Genomic DNA, 15,101 nt, shown 5'->3' with positions numbered 1-15,101 from the left:
GCGATCGCTGGAATCAGTTGAAATCAGTGGATGTCGGGCGAGCGCTCGGCGATCTGCGTGGCCGCGACGCACCGGCCGGCATGCGCACGCGCATCGCTTGCCGAAGGCTTCGGCCGATCGCGCGTACCGCCAGGCAACGCGTCGAGTACGCAGTCGGCACTGAAGGTCAACGTGTTCTGGACCATCGGATAGAGCAGATACAGCGCCAACGCGAGATACCCCGCGTACAGAATTCGAACCATGGTGCGTTAGATGAACGATTGATCTTGCCCTGTTTACGGCATCACGTCGGACAGCTTGAGCACCGGGCGTCGAATTGCATGGCCGGCAGCAACGCACGACGCGTGAAGCGTCCGTATCGCATCGACACGGCTACAACGCGTGGTGGCAGCACGATGGAGAATGCGTGATGCTGCTCGACGGGCGCTCGTCGAGCGTTGCGGTATCGACAGAAGCGAAGCACGCCCGGCTTGCGCGAGCGCCGAGCGACACACGATCCCGCGCGGCATCGCGCGGTCGCCGACCGGCTCGGATCGGCCGATCGGCACAGGTACGAATCCGCGGACAAGCGGCGAAGCAACGCCGCCGGCACCTGAGCGCGGACGAGCCGCGCGCCGATACGCGCGGCCAAGAGCCACGTTCAGTCGCGTTCAACCGGATTCGCCCGGCCCGGTCAGGCTCCGCACGGCGGCGCGCTCGCCATCGCTTCCGCGATCTGCTCGGGCGTCAGGTCGCGCTGGTGGGTCGCGATCGACCAGCGATGGCCGAACGGATCCTCCACTTGCCCATAGCGATCGCCCCAGAACATGTCGGCGGCCGGCATCGTGACTGTCGCGCCGGCCGCGACGGCCTGCGCGATCGCCGCATCGGTGTCCGGCACGAACAGGTGCAGGCAGACCGGCGTGCCTTTCAGCGTCTTCGGCCCGAGTGCGCCGTGCTCCGGCATTTCATCCACGAGCATCAGCGTCGAATCGCCGATTGCGAGGCATGCATGCGCGAGCCGGCCGTCCGGGGTCGGCAGGCGGAACCGTTCGGTCGCGTTGAACGCGCGCTTGTAGAAGTCGATGGCTGCGGCGGCGCCGGCGCAGATCAGATGCGGCGTCAGCGTGCGCATCCCTTCCGGGATCGGATTGACGGATGTGGTCATGGGTGTCGCTCCTTCAGTCGGTTGTCGTGTCGGAAATCGGGACGGACGCACGATGCGCACGCCTCCGATGCTACGACGGACGGGCTCGACGAAAATCGACACGCCGGACGACATTTTTTTGTTCGCGACAGGCGCCGGAACAGGTTCGGCCCGACAACGCGCGAGCATCAGGCGGGGGGCGACGTCCAATGGGGCGATCGCACATCCGGGCATGGCCTCGTGCGCGATGGCACGGCTCGTGGGAACACGCGCCGATCGCCGCTCAGATCTGCGGAAGGTCGCGCAACGTGCGCGACTCGCTCGTCGCATCGATGTCGAGTTCGATCCCCTCCGACGCGTCGCGATACAGCACGCGCTTCAGCCGCGGCCCCACCGCTGTGCCGTCCGCTTCGTCAAATACGGCGCGAACGTCGTTGCCGGCCGCGAGCGCACGTGCCACTTCCGCCACCGACGCCTCGCTCGGCGTCGCCGCCCACGACCGGTCCGCCGGATTGACAGCTGCCCAGCGCACGTGCGTCACACGCGCACTGCGCACATCGATTCGGACACCATTCACCGCGAACATCGACATCGGAATCTCCTTCGAAACGGTTGCGGCCGGGCGAACGCCCGACGATGGAAACCGGCGATGGCGCGACAGCACGCGTTCGATCGCCACCGGACCCGCCGGACGCGCGATCACCCAGGCACGCAGCTTCGGCCAACGCGATTTTCGATGATACATTGGGACGCTTTGCAACCGTCAACAGACAATCGTGCACGGGAGAAACACATGACAGACGCCTGGGGAACCTTCCCTGCCAGAATGGGCGACCATCAGGCCTTCATCAGCTTCAATCACGGCTTCGCGGAAATCGCCGAAAGCGACCCGCGCACGTCGCTGCTCAGCGTGCGCGTCACCCTTGCGCATCCGACGCCCGACGGCCTGCCGAGCGGTGACGAATTCGCCGATCTCACGAAGATCGAGGATCTGCTGGACGCCGCGGTGACCGCGAAAAACGGCGTGCAGGTCGGCCGCATCACGGTCGACGGCAACCAGGATTTCCTGTTCTACGTGCCGTTCGACGAAGCAGCCGCGGGCGAGATCGTCGACTCGCTGGCCGAACAGACGACATACGCACTTCAGTACGCCTATCAGGACGATCCGGACAAGGAAACATACTGGCGCACGCTCTACCCGACCGACGACGACTGGCAACTGATGCGCGACATGCGCGTGCTCGAGGCGCTGCGGCAGAAAGGCGACGTGAGCGACGTGAGCCGGCGCGTGATGCACTGGGCCTACTTCCCGGACCCCAGCGACGCGCACCAGTTCGCCGACTGGGCCGAGTCGAAAGGCTATCTGGTCGAATCGGTCGCGCCCACCGAGGACGGCAAATCGGCCGTGCGGTTCGCGCACGAAGGTACGACGGTGCTGGCCGAGATCACGCACCATACACTCGAGATCAATCGCGAGGTGCACTCGCTCGGCGGCGAATACGATGGCTGGGAAACCAGCGTCGAGCAGGCAGGCTGATTGCGCTGACACGCGCGTGACGCGCGATCGGACCGTGGATGGTTCGGGATCAAAAGCATCCCGGCGGCGCGACCGCGTACCGCCGGGATCCAGGCATCGCCGGCCGCAACCGGCGAGCGGCCCCAAGCGATCGCTCACGCACGAGGAATGCGATTCATGCGGATCAGGCGAACGGATGCCGGGACGCGAAACGTCGTCTGCCGAACGCCTGTCCGGTTCCGCCGACGCGGCTTGCATGCGTCGTGCGGCCAAAAAGCCCCCGCTCCTGCGCGAGCGAGCGGGGTAACGGTTGACCGGGCCGGGGTAGAACGGTCAACCGGCCAGATTGTCATCGTGGCCCGTGCAACCGTCTGTGCGGCAACTCACCCTTTCAACCGGAAAGCCCGCGCGCGCCGGCACCGAATGCGGCACGTCGCGGTCAGCGCGCGACGCCGGCGAGTGGCGCGGCGACCGCGACGATCACCGGGAACAACACGACGGCCCCGATCATCATCACGCCGTCGGCCGCCAGCGTGACCGGCGTCGCGAGCACGCGAACGGCCTTGTCGCCCTTCGTCAGGCGATCGTCGACCTCGATCGTGTAGGTATGGGAAAACGACGACCACGTCTTGCCCTGCTCAAACCCGTCGGCCCGATAGCGCGAACCATTCAGCGCGCCTTCCATGCTCAGTTCGCCATGACGGGACGTCGTAAAGCCGTCCGCCTGCGCACGCGCCCAATCGTCGTCCGTCATGCCGGCGCGGGAAAGCACGAGCCGGTATTCGCCCGAGATCTTGCTGCCCTGCGCGACGAATCCATGGAGCGCCGCCTCGATCGACTTCCGGTAGGACGAGGCCAGCACGGCGCCGAGATGCGCGGGCATGTCGAAGATGTAGTGATACTGGTTGCCGAGCACGACGAATTTCTTGCCGTCCTCGCTGATGAGGAATCGATCGACCGTCTCTTCGTATCGGCCGTTTTCGAACAGCATCGCGGTACATCCTGCCAGACCGGTGGCAGCGACGATCGTGCCGGCAGTCAGCAGCGTTCTTCTTTTCATGTTTCGAGTCCGGATTTTTTTGATTTATATCGGCGATTTTTAAATCGCGCCAGTCTCCGGTATCGCGCATGCATCGTCAAAGCAGCGTGATGCGCTTTTCCGTGAATCCGCGCTTTTTCTCCGGATTTTCGTGAAACGACGTTTCACGACCTAACCCACTTTTTCTGGATTTCTGGATGGAGCGGCGCGAACCCGACGCTACGCCGGGCCGTCCGTGAACCATTCCGCAATCATGTCGATCCAGTCGAGATCGCTGGCGATTTCGACGGCGACGTCGCTGATGGTTTCTTCGACTGAAGAATCGCTGGCGACCGCACTGGCGGTACCAGCGGCAGCAACTGCTGCGACCGCCTTCGCGGCTGGGATTTCGACGAGCGGCGCGCCCCGCGGGCTGACCAGTTGCTCCAGCCAGTCGACGATACTGGCGCGCGCGTCGTCCTCGTCGGCGAAGTCGTTGCGCTTCAGAAAACGGTCGAACACGACCCACGCGAGCGTCTTGCTTCGGGAAACAGAATCCAGTTGCCATTCGGTCACGGCGACCCGCCCCGTTTCCCGGGTTTCGAGCGTCGCTGTGAAGCGGTAATCGAGATATTCGATCTCAAGTTCAGGCGACATGATTTTCTGCGGCCACTCCGCTCTCTCGGTTCTTATCGATGTGCCGCGCCAGTCCGGTTTCACGCGCCGCGTGAATCTTGTGTGAATTCCGGACCGCGCGTCATGCAGACAGGCAGTATCGCGATATTCTCGCAAGCTGTCGACCGCGACTGAAAATGCATGGCCGCACCCGTCCAGTAACCGAAACCCGTTGCGTGATCGATTCCGTGCCGCATTCTTTCGCGCATGATTGCGCCGGCTCGATTCCGGGTATCCGCCTGCCCCGCGGTCGCAGCCGCGCTGCTACACTCCCGCCACAAAAAACGCTTGCCCCACCTCAGGAAACAATGACAGTCGCTCGGGCACAACATGACGGCGTCGATGTCTGGATCATCCAGCTTCCGGGACACCCCGCCTATGCCTATACACATCTCAAACGGGTATTCGCGTCCGACGACTCGCGGCATCGCGTCGTGACGGTCGACCTGGCGAAGCTGCTCGCGTGCGCCGATCGCGACACGACCGACTATGTGCTGCCGTCGGTTCAATACTGGGCGCCCGGCAAGGCCGCCGGCATCCGCGATTTCCTCGATCCGGCCGAAGCCCGGATTCCCGACATGCCCTTCATCACGTTTCGCGAGACGAGAACGCGGACGCTGCTTGGCCTTCCGGGCCTGTCGAAAGTCGGCATCGCGTCGTTCCGGAACGGTCAGCATCGCGCGCGCTATCTGGCGTTTGCAGGGGCAACGAGCCTGCCTGTCGAGGTGCATGAAACCGAGGCGGATTTGCTCGCGCGGTATTGCGGCGAGTAACGGACGCGCCGCCTCATCTTCAGCGGCATCGGTCGTGCAGCGTGCCACCTTGGCGTTCGGTGCCGGCATCGATCACGTAGATCCGGTCGGCGACCTCCGTGCGGCCGATGAAGCTGGTTTCGACGCCTGCCAACCGCCAGCCGTTGTGCTCGTAGAAGCCAATCGCGCGGACGTTGCCGTCGAGTACCGAAAGATGAACCTTGTCCTCGCCGATATGGCGGGCCCATGCGCGAACGGCTTCGATCATGCGCTTGCCGGTACCGCTTCCGTGATGCGCGGGATGCACATGAAGGCAATCGAGCAGGACGCCGCGCGCCGGATCGACCGGCCTTTCGGCGCTGACGAAACCGACCGGCGCCCCGTCGGACTCGGCGATCAGCACGAGGCCCCACTCCGCTTCGGCGCGGTCGAAATAGTTTCGCCACCGCGTCGCGTGCTCCGTCGGTACCTCATCGGCGAGATAGGCCGCCGGCAGGATATGGCTATAGGCGTTCTGCCAGCTCAGCGTGTGCAAGCGAGCGATGTGTTCCGCGTCGTGTGGTGTCGCGTTGCGCAGCGTGATGGTGCGGTTTTCCGGCATGCGAGGGTCGCTCTCGTTGTGCGATGGAGGCAGGGAAAGTGTAGCAATCGCGATGTTTCAACGGCGGGTTGCACAGGGAGTCGCGTGCGGCAGTGCGCGTCATGCCGTGGTCATCGCTTAATGCACCGTGACGCCTGCCGCTTTCTCCAATTCCTCGACAGCAGCGCCGCCAAAAAAAATGTCCCGACGCCTTCCGGGGCGTCGGGACCGAACGGCCCTGCAAAGCTAAGGGCACGAGGAATCGATACATTACATGAATGTAAGACTATTAAGCATTGGCGGCTCGTGCCAAGTCATTGGTTTAATCCGCCAATCTGCGAGACGATGAGCGAAGCCGGTCGCCGCTTCGATTTGCGGGCTCATGAGCAGCGGCCGCTCAATGGATCGGCCACGCGCGAGTGATGTGACTCGGCGCGCAGTCTCAATATCGAAACGGCTTTCGTCGGCTGACGCGAAATGGATGAATGGCGAGCAGAACGCTCTGGAAATGGCGCGGCTCGAATCGATGCAATCGCATCGAATTTTCCGCACAAAACAAAACAGGCGCCGAAGCGCCTGTTTTGTTTGAGAATTTTGGGGTGGCTGATGGGACTCGAACCCACGACAACAGGAATCACAATCCTTTCATCAACGCACTCCTCGATGTTGACCTAAATTCTGAACAACATCCAAACCATTGTCATCATTGAGTTTTCCGGATAACCGGTTACATAATCCTGTTGACCTACATTGACCGATGTGCCAATAATGGGGTTACACGGCGGTTACATGGCTCCATGTACCCCGAAACCCAACGGGTGAAGCAGTGGCAAAGGTCAATTTCACGGCAGGTCGCGTCAACGGGCATAGCTGCCCGGCCGGCAAGTCGCAGGCGTTTCTCTGGGACAGCGGCGCGTCGGGCCTCGGCCTCCGTGCTACGGCTGCTGGCTCACTCGCTTACATCTTTCAGGGCAAGCTGAACGGAGCAACGGTACGCGTCACAATCGGCTCACCGAAGGACTGGAGTATTGATGCTGCCCGAGACGAGGCGCGCCGCCTACAACGTCTGATTGACGCCGGCAAAGATCCGCGCGAAGAAGCCGCCGAGCAGCACAAAGCGCGCGAAGCGCGTAAAGCCGAGGCGCGCCGCCAAGACGTGACTCTGGCAGACGCCTGGAAGACGTACATTGACGCACGCCGTTCTAAGTGGAGCGACCTGCACTACCGTGACCATGTAGCGCTCGCCAGTCCCGGCGGGCAGCCGAAGAAGCGCGGTAAGGGGCTAACGGAGCCCGGGCCGCTCGCCACGCTAATGCCATTGAAGCTTTCGGACCTGAACGCCGAGCGCGTCGGCGACTGGCTGGCCGAGGAAGCTGCCCGTCGTCCGGCCCGTGTCCGGCTGGCCTTCAACCTGCTGCGCATATTCGCGACGTGGTGCGAATCGCGCGCTGAGTATCAAGGCCTTATCGACCCGCAATCCGTCGCGACCCGCCTTTCTAAAGATGCCCTGCCAAAGCAGGCTGCCAAGACCGACTCCATCCAGCGCGAGCAACTGGCCGCATGGTTTGATGCCCTGCATCAGCTCAGCAACCCTGTGATGGAGGCGTATTTGATTGGCTTGTTGCTGACCGGCGCCCGCCGCGAGGAACTGGCCGAATTGCGCTGGGATGATGTCGACTTCCGGTGGCGCAGCCTGCGCTTAAAGGACAAGGTGGAAACCGAGACGGGACGGGTGATTCCCCTCACCCCCTACTTTGCCGGCGTCTTGGCTGAACTGAAGCGCATCAATGACACGCCGCCGAATGTCCGCCAGATGCGCAGCCTTGAGGCCAAAGGCGAAACTTGGCAGCCGTCCGAATGGGTGTTTTCCAGCAAGACTTCAGAGGATGGCCGACTGGCTGCGCCGAACAACGCTTTGCATCGCGTCTGCGAAATTGCCGGCATCGCGCCGGTGACGTTGCACGGCTTGCGGAGGTCATTCTCGAGCCTCGCCGAATGGATGGAAGTACCGTCAGGCATCAAGGCGCAGATCATGGGCCACAAGCCCTCCGCCATCGCTGAGCGTCATTACAACGTGCGCCCGCTCGATCTCCTGCGTATGTGGCATGACAAAATCGAAGCGTGGATGCTTGAGCAGGCCGGGATCGAGTTCAAACCGGATACAGCAAACAAGGGGCCGCGGGCGATCGACGCAGCCTGACGATCAAGCCCCTGCCTACGCCGACGGGCGGAAAAGCCGGATACCTTCACCGGCCTGGCGAGGGCTCCCGATTGAAGGTTTGCGCTTGAAGGAGCGCAGATGGACCACAACCATGTAACGTCCGCCGGGCTCCACGACCGGCTTACCATTGACGAGGCTGCAAACCTCGTTGTCAAGGAATCGGGGAAGCCGCGGGATTACGTCATCTCATACCTGACCGATTGCGCCGAGCAGGGCTATTTTTCCGCAGACGTCGTATCGACAGCAGACTACGCGAACGTAAGCCACATTTCGCGCGTTGACCTGTCGAGGTCGACCGTCTCAACGGCTGAACTCATCGAATGGCTGAACGGTGAAATCGAAGACGCGCATCAAAGAGCCCGAGAATCGATAGCCAGCACGGAATCTAAAAGGTGGGGTTACCCTGTATCCCCTGACGACGCGCGCGTGCAACTAATTCCTTGGTCGCAGCAACTCGACGATTTATCGCGAGACGAGACCATCCGCATGTCGCCCCGAGACTGGGTCGAATACCTTGCGCAAGATGTTGCCGAGCGCCAACAGTGGGTGGGAGCGGAACGTGAAGCGAAACTCGCGGCGGCACGCGCCGAATATCTGAATCTCTTTGTCACACTCGCAAATACTTTGCCGCTGGTTCAGGAGCTTACGGGGTCGCCATGGACAGGGGCGCAACTGCTGCCCGACTGGTTGACGAACCTTCGTTTGGTAAGAACCGAATTGCGTGAGTGGGCCAAAAGGCACGCCCCGGAGACAGCGAAATCTCGCGTGCTTGCGGAGCCCAACGCTACGACCGCGAGCGCGCCGCCATCAGAAGTGACGGCCGACTCTCCGTCATCGGAGAAGGCGACCGGCGGCGCGCAGCCTGCCGAATCTGTCTCGACCAAGGCGACGGCTAACGAAGGCAATCATGTGCCCCGCTTAATCATCGGCCGGCGTCATCCGCGAGCTCGCGAGGATGGCTAACCTGCCGGCGTTCGTGTCGCTCTACACGCCCGCCCCTCGAGCCAATCCCGCCAGCCCTGCGTGGCACGACATCGATGGCTTCCGGGTGAAGCGAGTGTGGCCGCGGCCCGAGGCACTGTGGCGTTCGCTGACGCCGGCAGAGTGGGCTGATGCGCTCGTGGAGATCAGAGACTGGCAGTTGCGCAAGTTCGCATCGCAAGCGGCGGCTAACGATGGGATCTTTTGAGATGTCACAGGTCGCCTGCGTGTCGAGTGTGCGGCAACAGCAAGTTACTTGCGTAAGTCAAGACCTGATCTCTCAGTCAGCGTCAGATCAGGTTTGAGATTCCTTCGCCGTCACTTCATCAAGGGCCGTGATCGACCCGTTGCTGACGGTCGAGCCGTCAGAGGCGAAATGGCGGGTCTCAGAGTCGAGCAGTCGCTCGGTACGGCCACTCACTGACAATTGGTCGGCCTTAGCAGACGTTCGGCGATTGATGACGGTCGTCGGCTGCAGATGGGGTTACTGCCATTCGCAACCCGGCGTCCGGCGCGTAGCCTTTTCACGGTCAATGAATGAGTCGTCCCGCCCCAACCGTCCCCCGGAAGGCCGATCGACCTGTTTGTCAAGCTTCCGTGCGCACAGCAGATTCGGCCCACATGAAGTTGTTGGCTACTGTTCCCTGCGCCTGTCTCGGCGTGGCCTCGGTCGTGACAACGGTATAGTTGTTCAAAGAGCCAGGCCTGACAGATACGACTTTCTACGGGGTCAGTCGAAGCGCACACAAATCGGGATGACCTTGTCCTCAACATGGGTGTAGCGCTCGTAGCGCAGCACTAAGTGTTGGCGGAACGTTGCTCGCGCAAGCGCTCAGCAAGTAGCGGAGACCTCGCGCGCTCCCTTGACCGCGCAAGGCCGACCCTACATAACAACTAGCTTGCATTGAACAACCGATTCAGCGTACCTTGAATACGCATGTTGTCCTCTTCTGCCTTACGTCGGCGCAGCACGTCCGCACGTTCCGCCGCCGATTTCGCCTCTGCATCCCTCTTAAGCATGCCCTCATAAACCCGAGTTGCTATGGGCAACCAATTCTTAAAGTGTTGAACGACTTGCTCTATTTCGTGTTCCTGAGCGTCAATCGATGCCACCTTGCCGGAAAATCCAAATCTCTCCGGCCCTTTGCCCATCACTGACGAATAATTCCCCATATTTCCCAGCGCTTGAATCCACTTAGGATTGACAGACTCACTAAGCTCAAGTCGCAAGGTACCTTGGTCGTATTTACCTCCAAGCACTCGCATACCGTTGGCAATGATCGGATCGTCTATCTCATCAATGCGAATTACTGTTTGATCAATCTGGCTGATCTTCTGTAGAGACACAGCGTTTGCCTGATGGAATTGAATTTCGCGCTTTAGTGCATCAATACTCGCGGGCCTCCCTGCCGGGTCTTGCCTCAGCATCGTGTCAACAATCTCGTCAAGCCAAGCAAAGTCTGCGGCTACGTCTCCGATCTTCTGATACCCGGTGCCATGAGGTATCTGGCCTGTGAATAGCTCATTTAGCATCAGGCCCAAAGCATAAATATCAGCAGCAACGCCCACGGACTGATCCCGCATCCTTTGCTCCGGCGCTGCGTACTGGAAATTAGCTAAACGAGTACCGGGCTTCGTTTCAATGGCCGTTGCCAACTCTTCTGCGTTGAATCGTGCTACACCGAAGTCTGCTACAGCAAGGCGGTTTGTCTCGCGTCGATAAAGTACGTTTTCGGGCTTCAGGTCTCGATGGACCACGCCTTTAACATGCGCAGCCTCCACCCCGTCCAACACCTGACTGAATAGCGGTAACACGCTGGCGTGCGCGATACCTCGCTGCATCAAACCGCGCAGGCTCTCGTCGTACATTTCCATGACGTAAAACGGCGAGCTTGCGGTGTCGCCCACGTGTACACCATGATCTGTTACGCGGACAACGTTATCGTGTTTGGTGCTCTGAAGGAACCCGATTTCGTTCTTAAAACGGCGTCGCTTATCCGATGTGACGCCCTGTCCGAGCAACAATTTCAGGGCAAACTGCCCGCCCGATTCGTCTTTAACGAGATAAACGCGGCCCGCACCACCCTCGCCTAAGGTGCGATCCGCAACGTAGCGACCAAACGTCGTTTCGAATGCAAGTTCTTTCGCGTTCTTTGCCATCCTTAACGTCCTCGACAGTTGCAGCGCTCGCTCGGCTGTATTGCAGTCGATGATAAATGATATTGATTCTCTGGAACAATCAGCGACGAACGCTGCAGCAGAAGCCCACCTAAGCCCATGATTTTATTAGGTCGCGCGCCCACCCCAGCCTGATGCCACGACTTGAAGCTGCGATGTAAGATTCGCGTCGGCTATGTTTTCGGAACATGCGGTCCACGGCGAAATTGCAGGATGGATTGATGGAGGACTCTCGGCCGTGGCCGACGTTGGCATGTCGTCCACTGTGAGGCAATGCGCCTATGAGTTGCCTCACAACTACCGATACTCCAACGGCAGCAATGGCCCGAATCGCGCGCGTAGCTTGTCCGTCAGGTTCCGGAGCAATGCAGCCGTTCAAACGGCAGGCTTCCCCTCTCGCTGAACGGCGGGTTGTGGCCGAACTGAGTCAGACGATCTGACACTGTCTGAGGTTGACCCGTTTCCGTGAACGGTTGGGCAGTTAAACTTTAAGCAGGCGGAACTCCTCCGTTTGGCGTGGCGCTGCGAGTTGTCCACGGCCGGCCCGCGGGTCGCCTATCACGACCATGTCGCAGGCTTGAGGTGGAAGATCGAGTAAAGCTACCATGAACGCTCGAAAGCGGTCGCGTGCCGAGGCGGATACATTGGTAACCACATTGGCTACGATGGGTTGTTGTCGTTCAAATATGCTAGGATTTTTTAGTCGCGATGCCGATGAATAACGGACCTAACTGCGACAACGTGGACCACCACCAACGGGGAATGCCATGGCAGACAACAAATCAACCGGCCTCGCCGCCGAGTTGCCGAAAGCATGGTCGCATCTTGAATCGATGCTTGTTCCAGGGGAAAGCGTTCAGGCAAGCACCGTGCAGCGCCGCTTGTTTGCGCTCACTCATCGCCGTTCCCTCGTTGCGGCAACGTCCGGCCGGCTAATCGGGATGACTCGAGGTCTGATAGGAGGCTTCGCACCGGTTGACCTTCGCTGGCAGGACATCAAGTCAGCGCACATCAAGGCGGGCATCTTCGGCAGTACACTGACCGTTACCGCCCTGACTCAGCCGGACCTAGCAAGCGGTGGCGCGATCCGCGGCTTTGAGTTCTCGGGATTGCGTAAAGACGAGGCACAAGCCATCTACCGCATCTGCCAAACGCAAGAGCAGGCATGGCGCGAAAAGCGCCGGCAGCGCGAACTTGAAGAACTGCGGGCAAAATCCGGAGGTTTTCAGGGAAGTTTTGGTGACCCTGCCGCAGCGAATAATGACAACCCGACGGAACGATTGCAGAAAGCGAAGGCCATGCTTGACCAAGGACTCATCAGCGATTCCGAGTACGAGACAATCAAGGCCAAGGTCATCAGCCAGTTTTAGTGCCGCACGCTAGTCCTGGTCGTTCTTTGCATCCGGGAACGGTCGACACGGCAATTCCGGCGGACTGCGTTTGGCCGCTCGTCAAATGCCCGGGAATCCGGCGTTCCAGCGAGGGGTACGCGCCCAGGCTTGGACTCACCCGACTTACCCTGCGTCGGCGCAGAGTTAGACAAGAGTAATGCGTGTCCGCAGGCTTTAGTCTATTTTCCACAAATGCCCGCATGCACTGCACACGCCATAGGGCTGCTGGCGGTCACGCCACCATGCCATGCCGTCGCGGACCAATTCAGCGATTGCGCGAATGATGCCCGCCAACACAGTCGGAGCAATTACCCCGACTGCGGCTGGGCGAAAGGCCTGCGCTAAATCTGCCTTCTTATGGACCGAAGCCGAAAGTGCACCGCACTTGGTGCATTGGATGTACGCCATACAACTCCCGGTCGAAGATGCTTTGACGAAATCCGGTTACACCGTGGTTACACGGACTTCAGAAAGCAAAAAGCCCAGTCGCAATGACTGGGCTAAGTGCTTGAATTTGTTGGGGTGGCTGATGGGACTCGAACCCACGACAACAGGAATCACAATCCTGGACTCTACCAACTGAGCTACAGCCACCACTGATACTGCTTTGTTTCTTCGCTGTTTCGTTTCGTGTTCAGCAGCGAAGAACAAGATTATACGAAGACTTTTCCGTCTTGCAAAGCATTTTTTTCAAAAATTTCTTCGGCATCGTTCAGATGCGTGCGCGCCTCGTCGAACACGGCCAGATCGCCGCGCGCGAGCTTCTTGTTGTCGGACAGCACACGACGCCAGCCGCGCGCACCCGCGACGCCACGATAGAGCCCGAGAGCATGCCGCACGATCGCGCCGAGATACGTGCCGCGCTTCAGTTCCGCCGCGCAGTATTCGATCAGTTTCGCCTCGGCCTCTTCGCGCGTCGGCACCGCCGCAGTCGCCCCGTAGAAGCGCGCATCGACACCCGCGAGCACATACGGGTTGTGATAAGCCTCGCGGCCGAGCATCACGCCGTCCACGTGCTCGAGATGCTGCGCGACTTCGTCGAGCGTCTTGATCCCGCCGTTGATCACGATCTCCAGCGACGGGAAATCGCGCTTCAGCTGATACGCATAGTCGTACTTGAGCGGCGGGATCTCGCGGTTCTCCTTCGGCGAGAGCCCCTTCAGGATCGCATTGCGCGCGTGCACCACGAACGTTTCGCAGCCGGCCTCCGCCACCGTGCCGACGAAGTCCCGCACGAACGCATAATCCTCGACCGCGTCGACACCGATCCGGTGCTTGACCGTGACCGGCACCGACACCGCGTCGCGCATCGCCTTCACGCAGTCGGCAACGAGTTGCGGCTCGTTCATCAGGCACGCGCCGAACGCACCGCGCTGCACGCGCTCGGACGGGCAGCCGCAATTCAGGTTGATCTCGTCGTAGCCCCACTGCTCGCCGAGTTTCGCGGCGCGCGCGAGATCGTCCCGTTCGCTGCCGCCCAGTTGCAGCGCGACCGGCGATTCGTTCGGCGTGAACGCGAGATGCCGCTGGGCGTCGCCGAACAGCAGCGCGCCCGTCGTGATCATTTCCGTATACAGCCACGTGTCGCGCGTCAGCGTGCGATGGAACGACCGGCAATGACGGTCGGTCCAGTCGAGCATGGGGGCCACGGAAACGCGGCGGGGAGGAAGCGAGGACGGTACGGACATGGAATTCGGGGCAGCAAGCGGCGCGGGAAACAACCCGACATTTTACCGCAACGCGACCAAGCCGGCCCGGCAGCCTGACTAGACCGGCCCGCCATCGCCCAGTTCGACGTCGACGGCCCGCCGCGCCTCGTCGAGCACGCGCTCGATCACGCGCCGTTCGGTCAGCAGCATCCCGTCGACTTTCACGAGCCGCCAGTCGATCCGCACGGCCGAACCCTGCAGCACGCGGTAGTGCGCATGCTCGCCGTCCCACACCTGCTCGGTCTTCACCTCGATCTCGTAGCCGCGGTACGGCTCGCTGAAATCGCCGAGATCGCTGCCTCTCGGTTCCATCGCTCGCTCCGTGGCGACACGGCGCCAGGCCGCCGCGGCGGCCGGCGCCGTGTGCTCAATCGTATTCGTTGGACAAAACGGATTTGCCATCGGCGGTCAGGTCGACACGGTCGGCCGCCGCCTGGTAGATCAGCCCTTCGTTCAGCAACGCATAGACGACGTCGTCGAACGCGGCAGGGACCGGCCGGCTGTCGCCGAACTGGTCGATCCACTTCAGCGCCACGATGGCTTCGGGAGAAAGGATGGGGGTCATGCGTTGGCCTCCGGCGTCGGTGTCGTTCCATCCTAGCACTTCGTCCTGACGCCGAATACCGAGGCAAACGCTCGACCATGAAACAGGGGCGCCGCGGACGGCCAGACGGCCCGCCCGCGGCGCCCTGCACCGGAAACGCGCTCAAAGGCGCGCGATCGACACCTCGGTGGATTTCACGAGCGCGACGACTTCCGCGCCGACCTTCAGTTCGAGTTCGTCGACCGAGCGCGTCGTGATCACCGACGTGACGATGCCGAACGGCGTCTCGACGTCGACCTCGGACACCACGGGCCCGCGAATGATCTCCTTCACCTTGCCTTTGAACTGGTTACGCACGTTGATTGCAGTGATGCTCATCGGGTTGATCGCTCCGAAGAAAAAAGTCTGAG

The 15,101-nt window shown here is 61.1% G+C and carries 17 protein-coding genes and 1 tRNA gene; 6 read left to right on the top strand and 12 right to left on the bottom strand.

What is annotated here, in order from left to right:
* Positions 1 to 23 precede the first annotated feature (23 nt).
* The 3 genes from DID99_RS30970 to DID99_RS30960 all read right to left on the bottom strand — a co-directional run bounded on the left by DID99_RS30970 (position 24) and on the right by DID99_RS30960 (position 1,718).
* Positions 24 to 242, bottom strand: coding sequence for a hypothetical protein (locus DID99_RS30970; protein ID WP_124485550.1), 219 nt, complete (start codon positions 240 to 242; stop codon positions 24 to 26).
* A 431-nt stretch (positions 243 to 673) separates the two neighbouring features.
* The gene (locus tag DID99_RS30965; RefSeq protein ID WP_124485551.1) at positions 674 to 1,147 is read right to left on the bottom strand and encodes a VOC family protein; all 474 of its coding nucleotides are present in this window, start codon (positions 1,145 to 1,147) and stop codon (positions 674 to 676) included.
* A 262-nt stretch (positions 1,148 to 1,409) separates the two neighbouring features.
* Positions 1,410 to 1,718: a hypothetical protein gene (locus tag DID99_RS30960; RefSeq protein WP_044845154.1), complete on the bottom strand. Its 309-nt coding sequence runs from the start codon at positions 1,716 to 1,718 to the stop codon at positions 1,410 to 1,412.
* Positions 1,719 to 1,919: 201 nt separating this feature from the next.
* Between DID99_RS30960 and DID99_RS30955 the strand changes: the two genes are divergently transcribed.
* On the top strand, positions 1,920 to 2,663 hold the full coding sequence (locus DID99_RS30955) for a DUF695 domain-containing protein (RefSeq protein ID WP_124668223.1): 744 nt from the start codon (positions 1,920 to 1,922) through the stop codon (positions 2,661 to 2,663).
* A 418-nt stretch (positions 2,664 to 3,081) separates the two neighbouring features.
* Here the strand turns inward: DID99_RS30955 and DID99_RS30950 are convergent, their stop codons facing one another.
* Complete coding sequence (locus DID99_RS30950) at positions 3,082 to 3,702, bottom strand: hypothetical protein (protein ID WP_185733845.1); 621 nt, start codon at positions 3,700 to 3,702, stop codon at positions 3,082 to 3,084.
* Positions 3,703 to 3,900: 198 nt separating this feature from the next.
* A complete protein-coding gene (locus DID99_RS30945) occupies positions 3,901 to 4,317 on the bottom strand; it encodes a hypothetical protein (RefSeq protein WP_124668222.1) in 417 nt (138 codons plus the stop codon).
* Positions 4,318 to 4,643: 326 nt separating this feature from the next.
* Here DID99_RS30945 and DID99_RS30940 point away from each other — a divergent pair, with 326 nt between their 5' ends.
* Positions 4,644 to 5,108, top strand: a complete 465-nt coding sequence (locus DID99_RS30940; protein WP_124668231.1) for a plasmid fertility inhibition factor family protein — start codon at positions 4,644 to 4,646, stop codon at positions 5,106 to 5,108.
* Between the two features lie 19 nt (positions 5,109 to 5,127).
* Here DID99_RS30940 and DID99_RS30935 read toward each other — a convergent pair whose 3' ends face one another.
* The gene (locus DID99_RS30935; protein ID WP_124485553.1) at positions 5,128 to 5,688 is read right to left on the bottom strand and encodes a GNAT family N-acetyltransferase; all 561 of its coding nucleotides are present in this window, start codon (positions 5,686 to 5,688) and stop codon (positions 5,128 to 5,130) included.
* Between the two features lie 805 nt (positions 5,689 to 6,493).
* On the opposite strand from DID99_RS30935, the gene DID99_RS30930 reads away from it, so the two are divergent.
* The 3 genes from DID99_RS30930 (at position 6,494) to DID99_RS30920 (ending at position 9,077) form a co-directional block, all read left to right on the top strand.
* A complete protein-coding gene (locus DID99_RS30930) occupies positions 6,494 to 7,867 on the top strand; it encodes an integrase family protein (protein WP_124668221.1) in 1,374 nt (457 codons plus the stop codon).
* A 99-nt stretch (positions 7,868 to 7,966) separates the two neighbouring features.
* Entirely contained in the window at positions 7,967 to 8,851 is an 885-nt protein-coding gene (locus tag DID99_RS30925; protein ID WP_124668220.1) for a hypothetical protein, read from the top strand.
* Positions 8,844 to 9,077 carry a hypothetical protein gene (locus DID99_RS30920; protein WP_124668219.1) on the top strand — a complete coding sequence of 78 codons (234 nt, stop codon included), beginning with the start codon at positions 8,844 to 8,846 and terminating at the stop codon, positions 9,075 to 9,077. The genes DID99_RS30925 and DID99_RS30920 overlap by 8 nt, the downstream gene beginning before the upstream one ends.
* 686 nt (positions 9,078 to 9,763) lie before the next feature.
* On the opposite strand, the gene DID99_RS30915 is transcribed toward DID99_RS30920, so the two are convergent.
* Positions 9,764 to 11,029: a serine/threonine-protein kinase gene (locus tag DID99_RS30915; protein WP_124668218.1), complete on the bottom strand. Its 1,266-nt coding sequence runs from the start codon at positions 11,027 to 11,029 to the stop codon at positions 9,764 to 9,766.
* Between the two features lie 785 nt (positions 11,030 to 11,814).
* Between DID99_RS30915 and DID99_RS30910 the strand changes: the two genes are divergently transcribed.
* Positions 11,815 to 12,417 carry an SHOCT domain-containing protein gene (locus DID99_RS30910; RefSeq protein ID WP_124668217.1) on the top strand — a complete coding sequence of 201 codons (603 nt, stop codon included), beginning with the start codon at positions 11,815 to 11,817 and terminating at the stop codon, positions 12,415 to 12,417.
* 539 nt (positions 12,418 to 12,956) lie between these two features.
* Here the strand turns inward: DID99_RS30910 and DID99_RS30905 are convergent.
* The 5 genes from DID99_RS30905 to DID99_RS30885 all read right to left on the bottom strand — a co-directional run bounded on the left by DID99_RS30905 (position 12,957) and on the right by DID99_RS30885 (position 15,069).
* A tRNA-His gene (locus tag DID99_RS30905) sits at positions 12,957 to 13,032 on the bottom strand.
* 59 nt (positions 13,033 to 13,091) lie between these two features.
* Positions 13,092 to 14,078 (bottom strand): tRNA dihydrouridine(20/20a) synthase DusA, encoded by a 987-nt coding sequence (gene dusA, locus DID99_RS30900; protein ID WP_260444737.1) that lies wholly within the window; start codon positions 14,076 to 14,078, stop codon positions 13,092 to 13,094.
* Between the two features lie 126 nt (positions 14,079 to 14,204).
* Positions 14,205 to 14,459: a hypothetical protein gene (locus DID99_RS30895; RefSeq protein ID WP_124485687.1), complete on the bottom strand. Its 255-nt coding sequence runs from the start codon at positions 14,457 to 14,459 to the stop codon at positions 14,205 to 14,207.
* Positions 14,460 to 14,514: 55 nt separating this feature from the next.
* Positions 14,515 to 14,712 carry a hypothetical protein gene (locus tag DID99_RS30890; protein WP_044845064.1) on the bottom strand — a complete coding sequence of 66 codons (198 nt, stop codon included), beginning with the start codon at positions 14,710 to 14,712 and terminating at the stop codon, positions 14,515 to 14,517.
* 141 nt (positions 14,713 to 14,853) lie between these two features.
* A complete protein-coding gene (locus DID99_RS30885) occupies positions 14,854 to 15,069 on the bottom strand; it encodes a molybdopterin-binding protein (RefSeq protein WP_006400187.1) in 216 nt (71 codons plus the stop codon).
* Positions 15,070 to 15,101: the final 32 nt, after the last annotated feature.

The sequence above is a fragment of the Burkholderia sp. Bp8986 genome (assembly GCF_003854225.1).
Lineage (GTDB): Bacteria > Pseudomonadota > Gammaproteobacteria > Burkholderiales > Burkholderiaceae > Burkholderia.
The sequence above is the reverse complement of the archived record's forward strand: the minus strand, read 5'-3'. Positions and strand labels throughout refer to the sequence as shown.

What these genes read in the sequence shown, in the direction of transcription:
- DID99_RS30910 (WP_124668217.1), top strand. Translation starts at nt 11,815, where the DNA reads ATGGCAGACAACAAATCAACCGGCCTCGCCGCCGAGTTGCCGAAAGCA.
- DID99_RS30945 (WP_124668222.1), bottom strand. Translation starts at nt 4,317, where the DNA reads ATGTCGCCTGAACTTGAGATCGAATATCTCGATTACCGCTTCACAGCG.
- DID99_RS30885 (WP_006400187.1), bottom strand. Translation starts at nt 15,069, where the DNA reads ATGAGCATCACTGCAATCAACGTGCGTAACCAGTTCAAAGGCAAGGTG.
- DID99_RS30920 (WP_124668219.1), top strand. Translation starts at nt 8,844, where the DNA reads ATGGCTAACCTGCCGGCGTTCGTGTCGCTCTACACGCCCGCCCCTCGA.
- DID99_RS30950 (WP_185733845.1), bottom strand. Translation starts at nt 3,702, where the DNA reads ATGAAAAGAAGAACGCTGCTGACTGCCGGCACGATCGTCGCTGCCACC.
- DID99_RS30890 (WP_044845064.1), bottom strand. Translation starts at nt 14,712, where the DNA reads ATGACCCCCATCCTTTCTCCCGAAGCCATCGTGGCGCTGAAGTGGATC.
- DID99_RS30935 (WP_124485553.1), bottom strand. Translation starts at nt 5,688, where the DNA reads ATGCCGGAAAACCGCACCATCACGCTGCGCAACGCGACACCACACGAC.
- dusA (WP_260444737.1), bottom strand. Translation starts at nt 14,078, where the DNA reads ATGCTCGACTGGACCGACCGTCATTGCCGGTCGTTCCATCGCACGCTG.
- DID99_RS30965 (WP_124485551.1), bottom strand. Translation starts at nt 1,147, where the DNA reads ATGACCACATCCGTCAATCCGATCCCGGAAGGGATGCGCACGCTGACG.
- DID99_RS30915 (WP_124668218.1), bottom strand. Translation starts at nt 11,029, where the DNA reads ATGGCAAAGAACGCGAAAGAACTTGCATTCGAAACGACGTTTGGTCGC.
- DID99_RS30955 (WP_124668223.1), top strand. Translation starts at nt 1,920, where the DNA reads ATGACAGACGCCTGGGGAACCTTCCCTGCCAGAATGGGCGACCATCAG.
- DID99_RS30960 (WP_044845154.1), bottom strand. Translation starts at nt 1,718, where the DNA reads ATGTCGATGTTCGCGGTGAATGGTGTCCGAATCGATGTGCGCAGTGCG.
- DID99_RS30895 (WP_124485687.1), bottom strand. Translation starts at nt 14,459, where the DNA reads ATGGAACCGAGAGGCAGCGATCTCGGCGATTTCAGCGAGCCGTACCGC.
- DID99_RS30940 (WP_124668231.1), top strand. Translation starts at nt 4,644, where the DNA reads ATGACAGTCGCTCGGGCACAACATGACGGCGTCGATGTCTGGATCATC.
- DID99_RS30925 (WP_124668220.1), top strand. Translation starts at nt 7,967, where the DNA reads ATGGACCACAACCATGTAACGTCCGCCGGGCTCCACGACCGGCTTACC.
- DID99_RS30970 (WP_124485550.1), bottom strand. Translation starts at nt 242, where the DNA reads ATGGTTCGAATTCTGTACGCGGGGTATCTCGCGTTGGCGCTGTATCTG.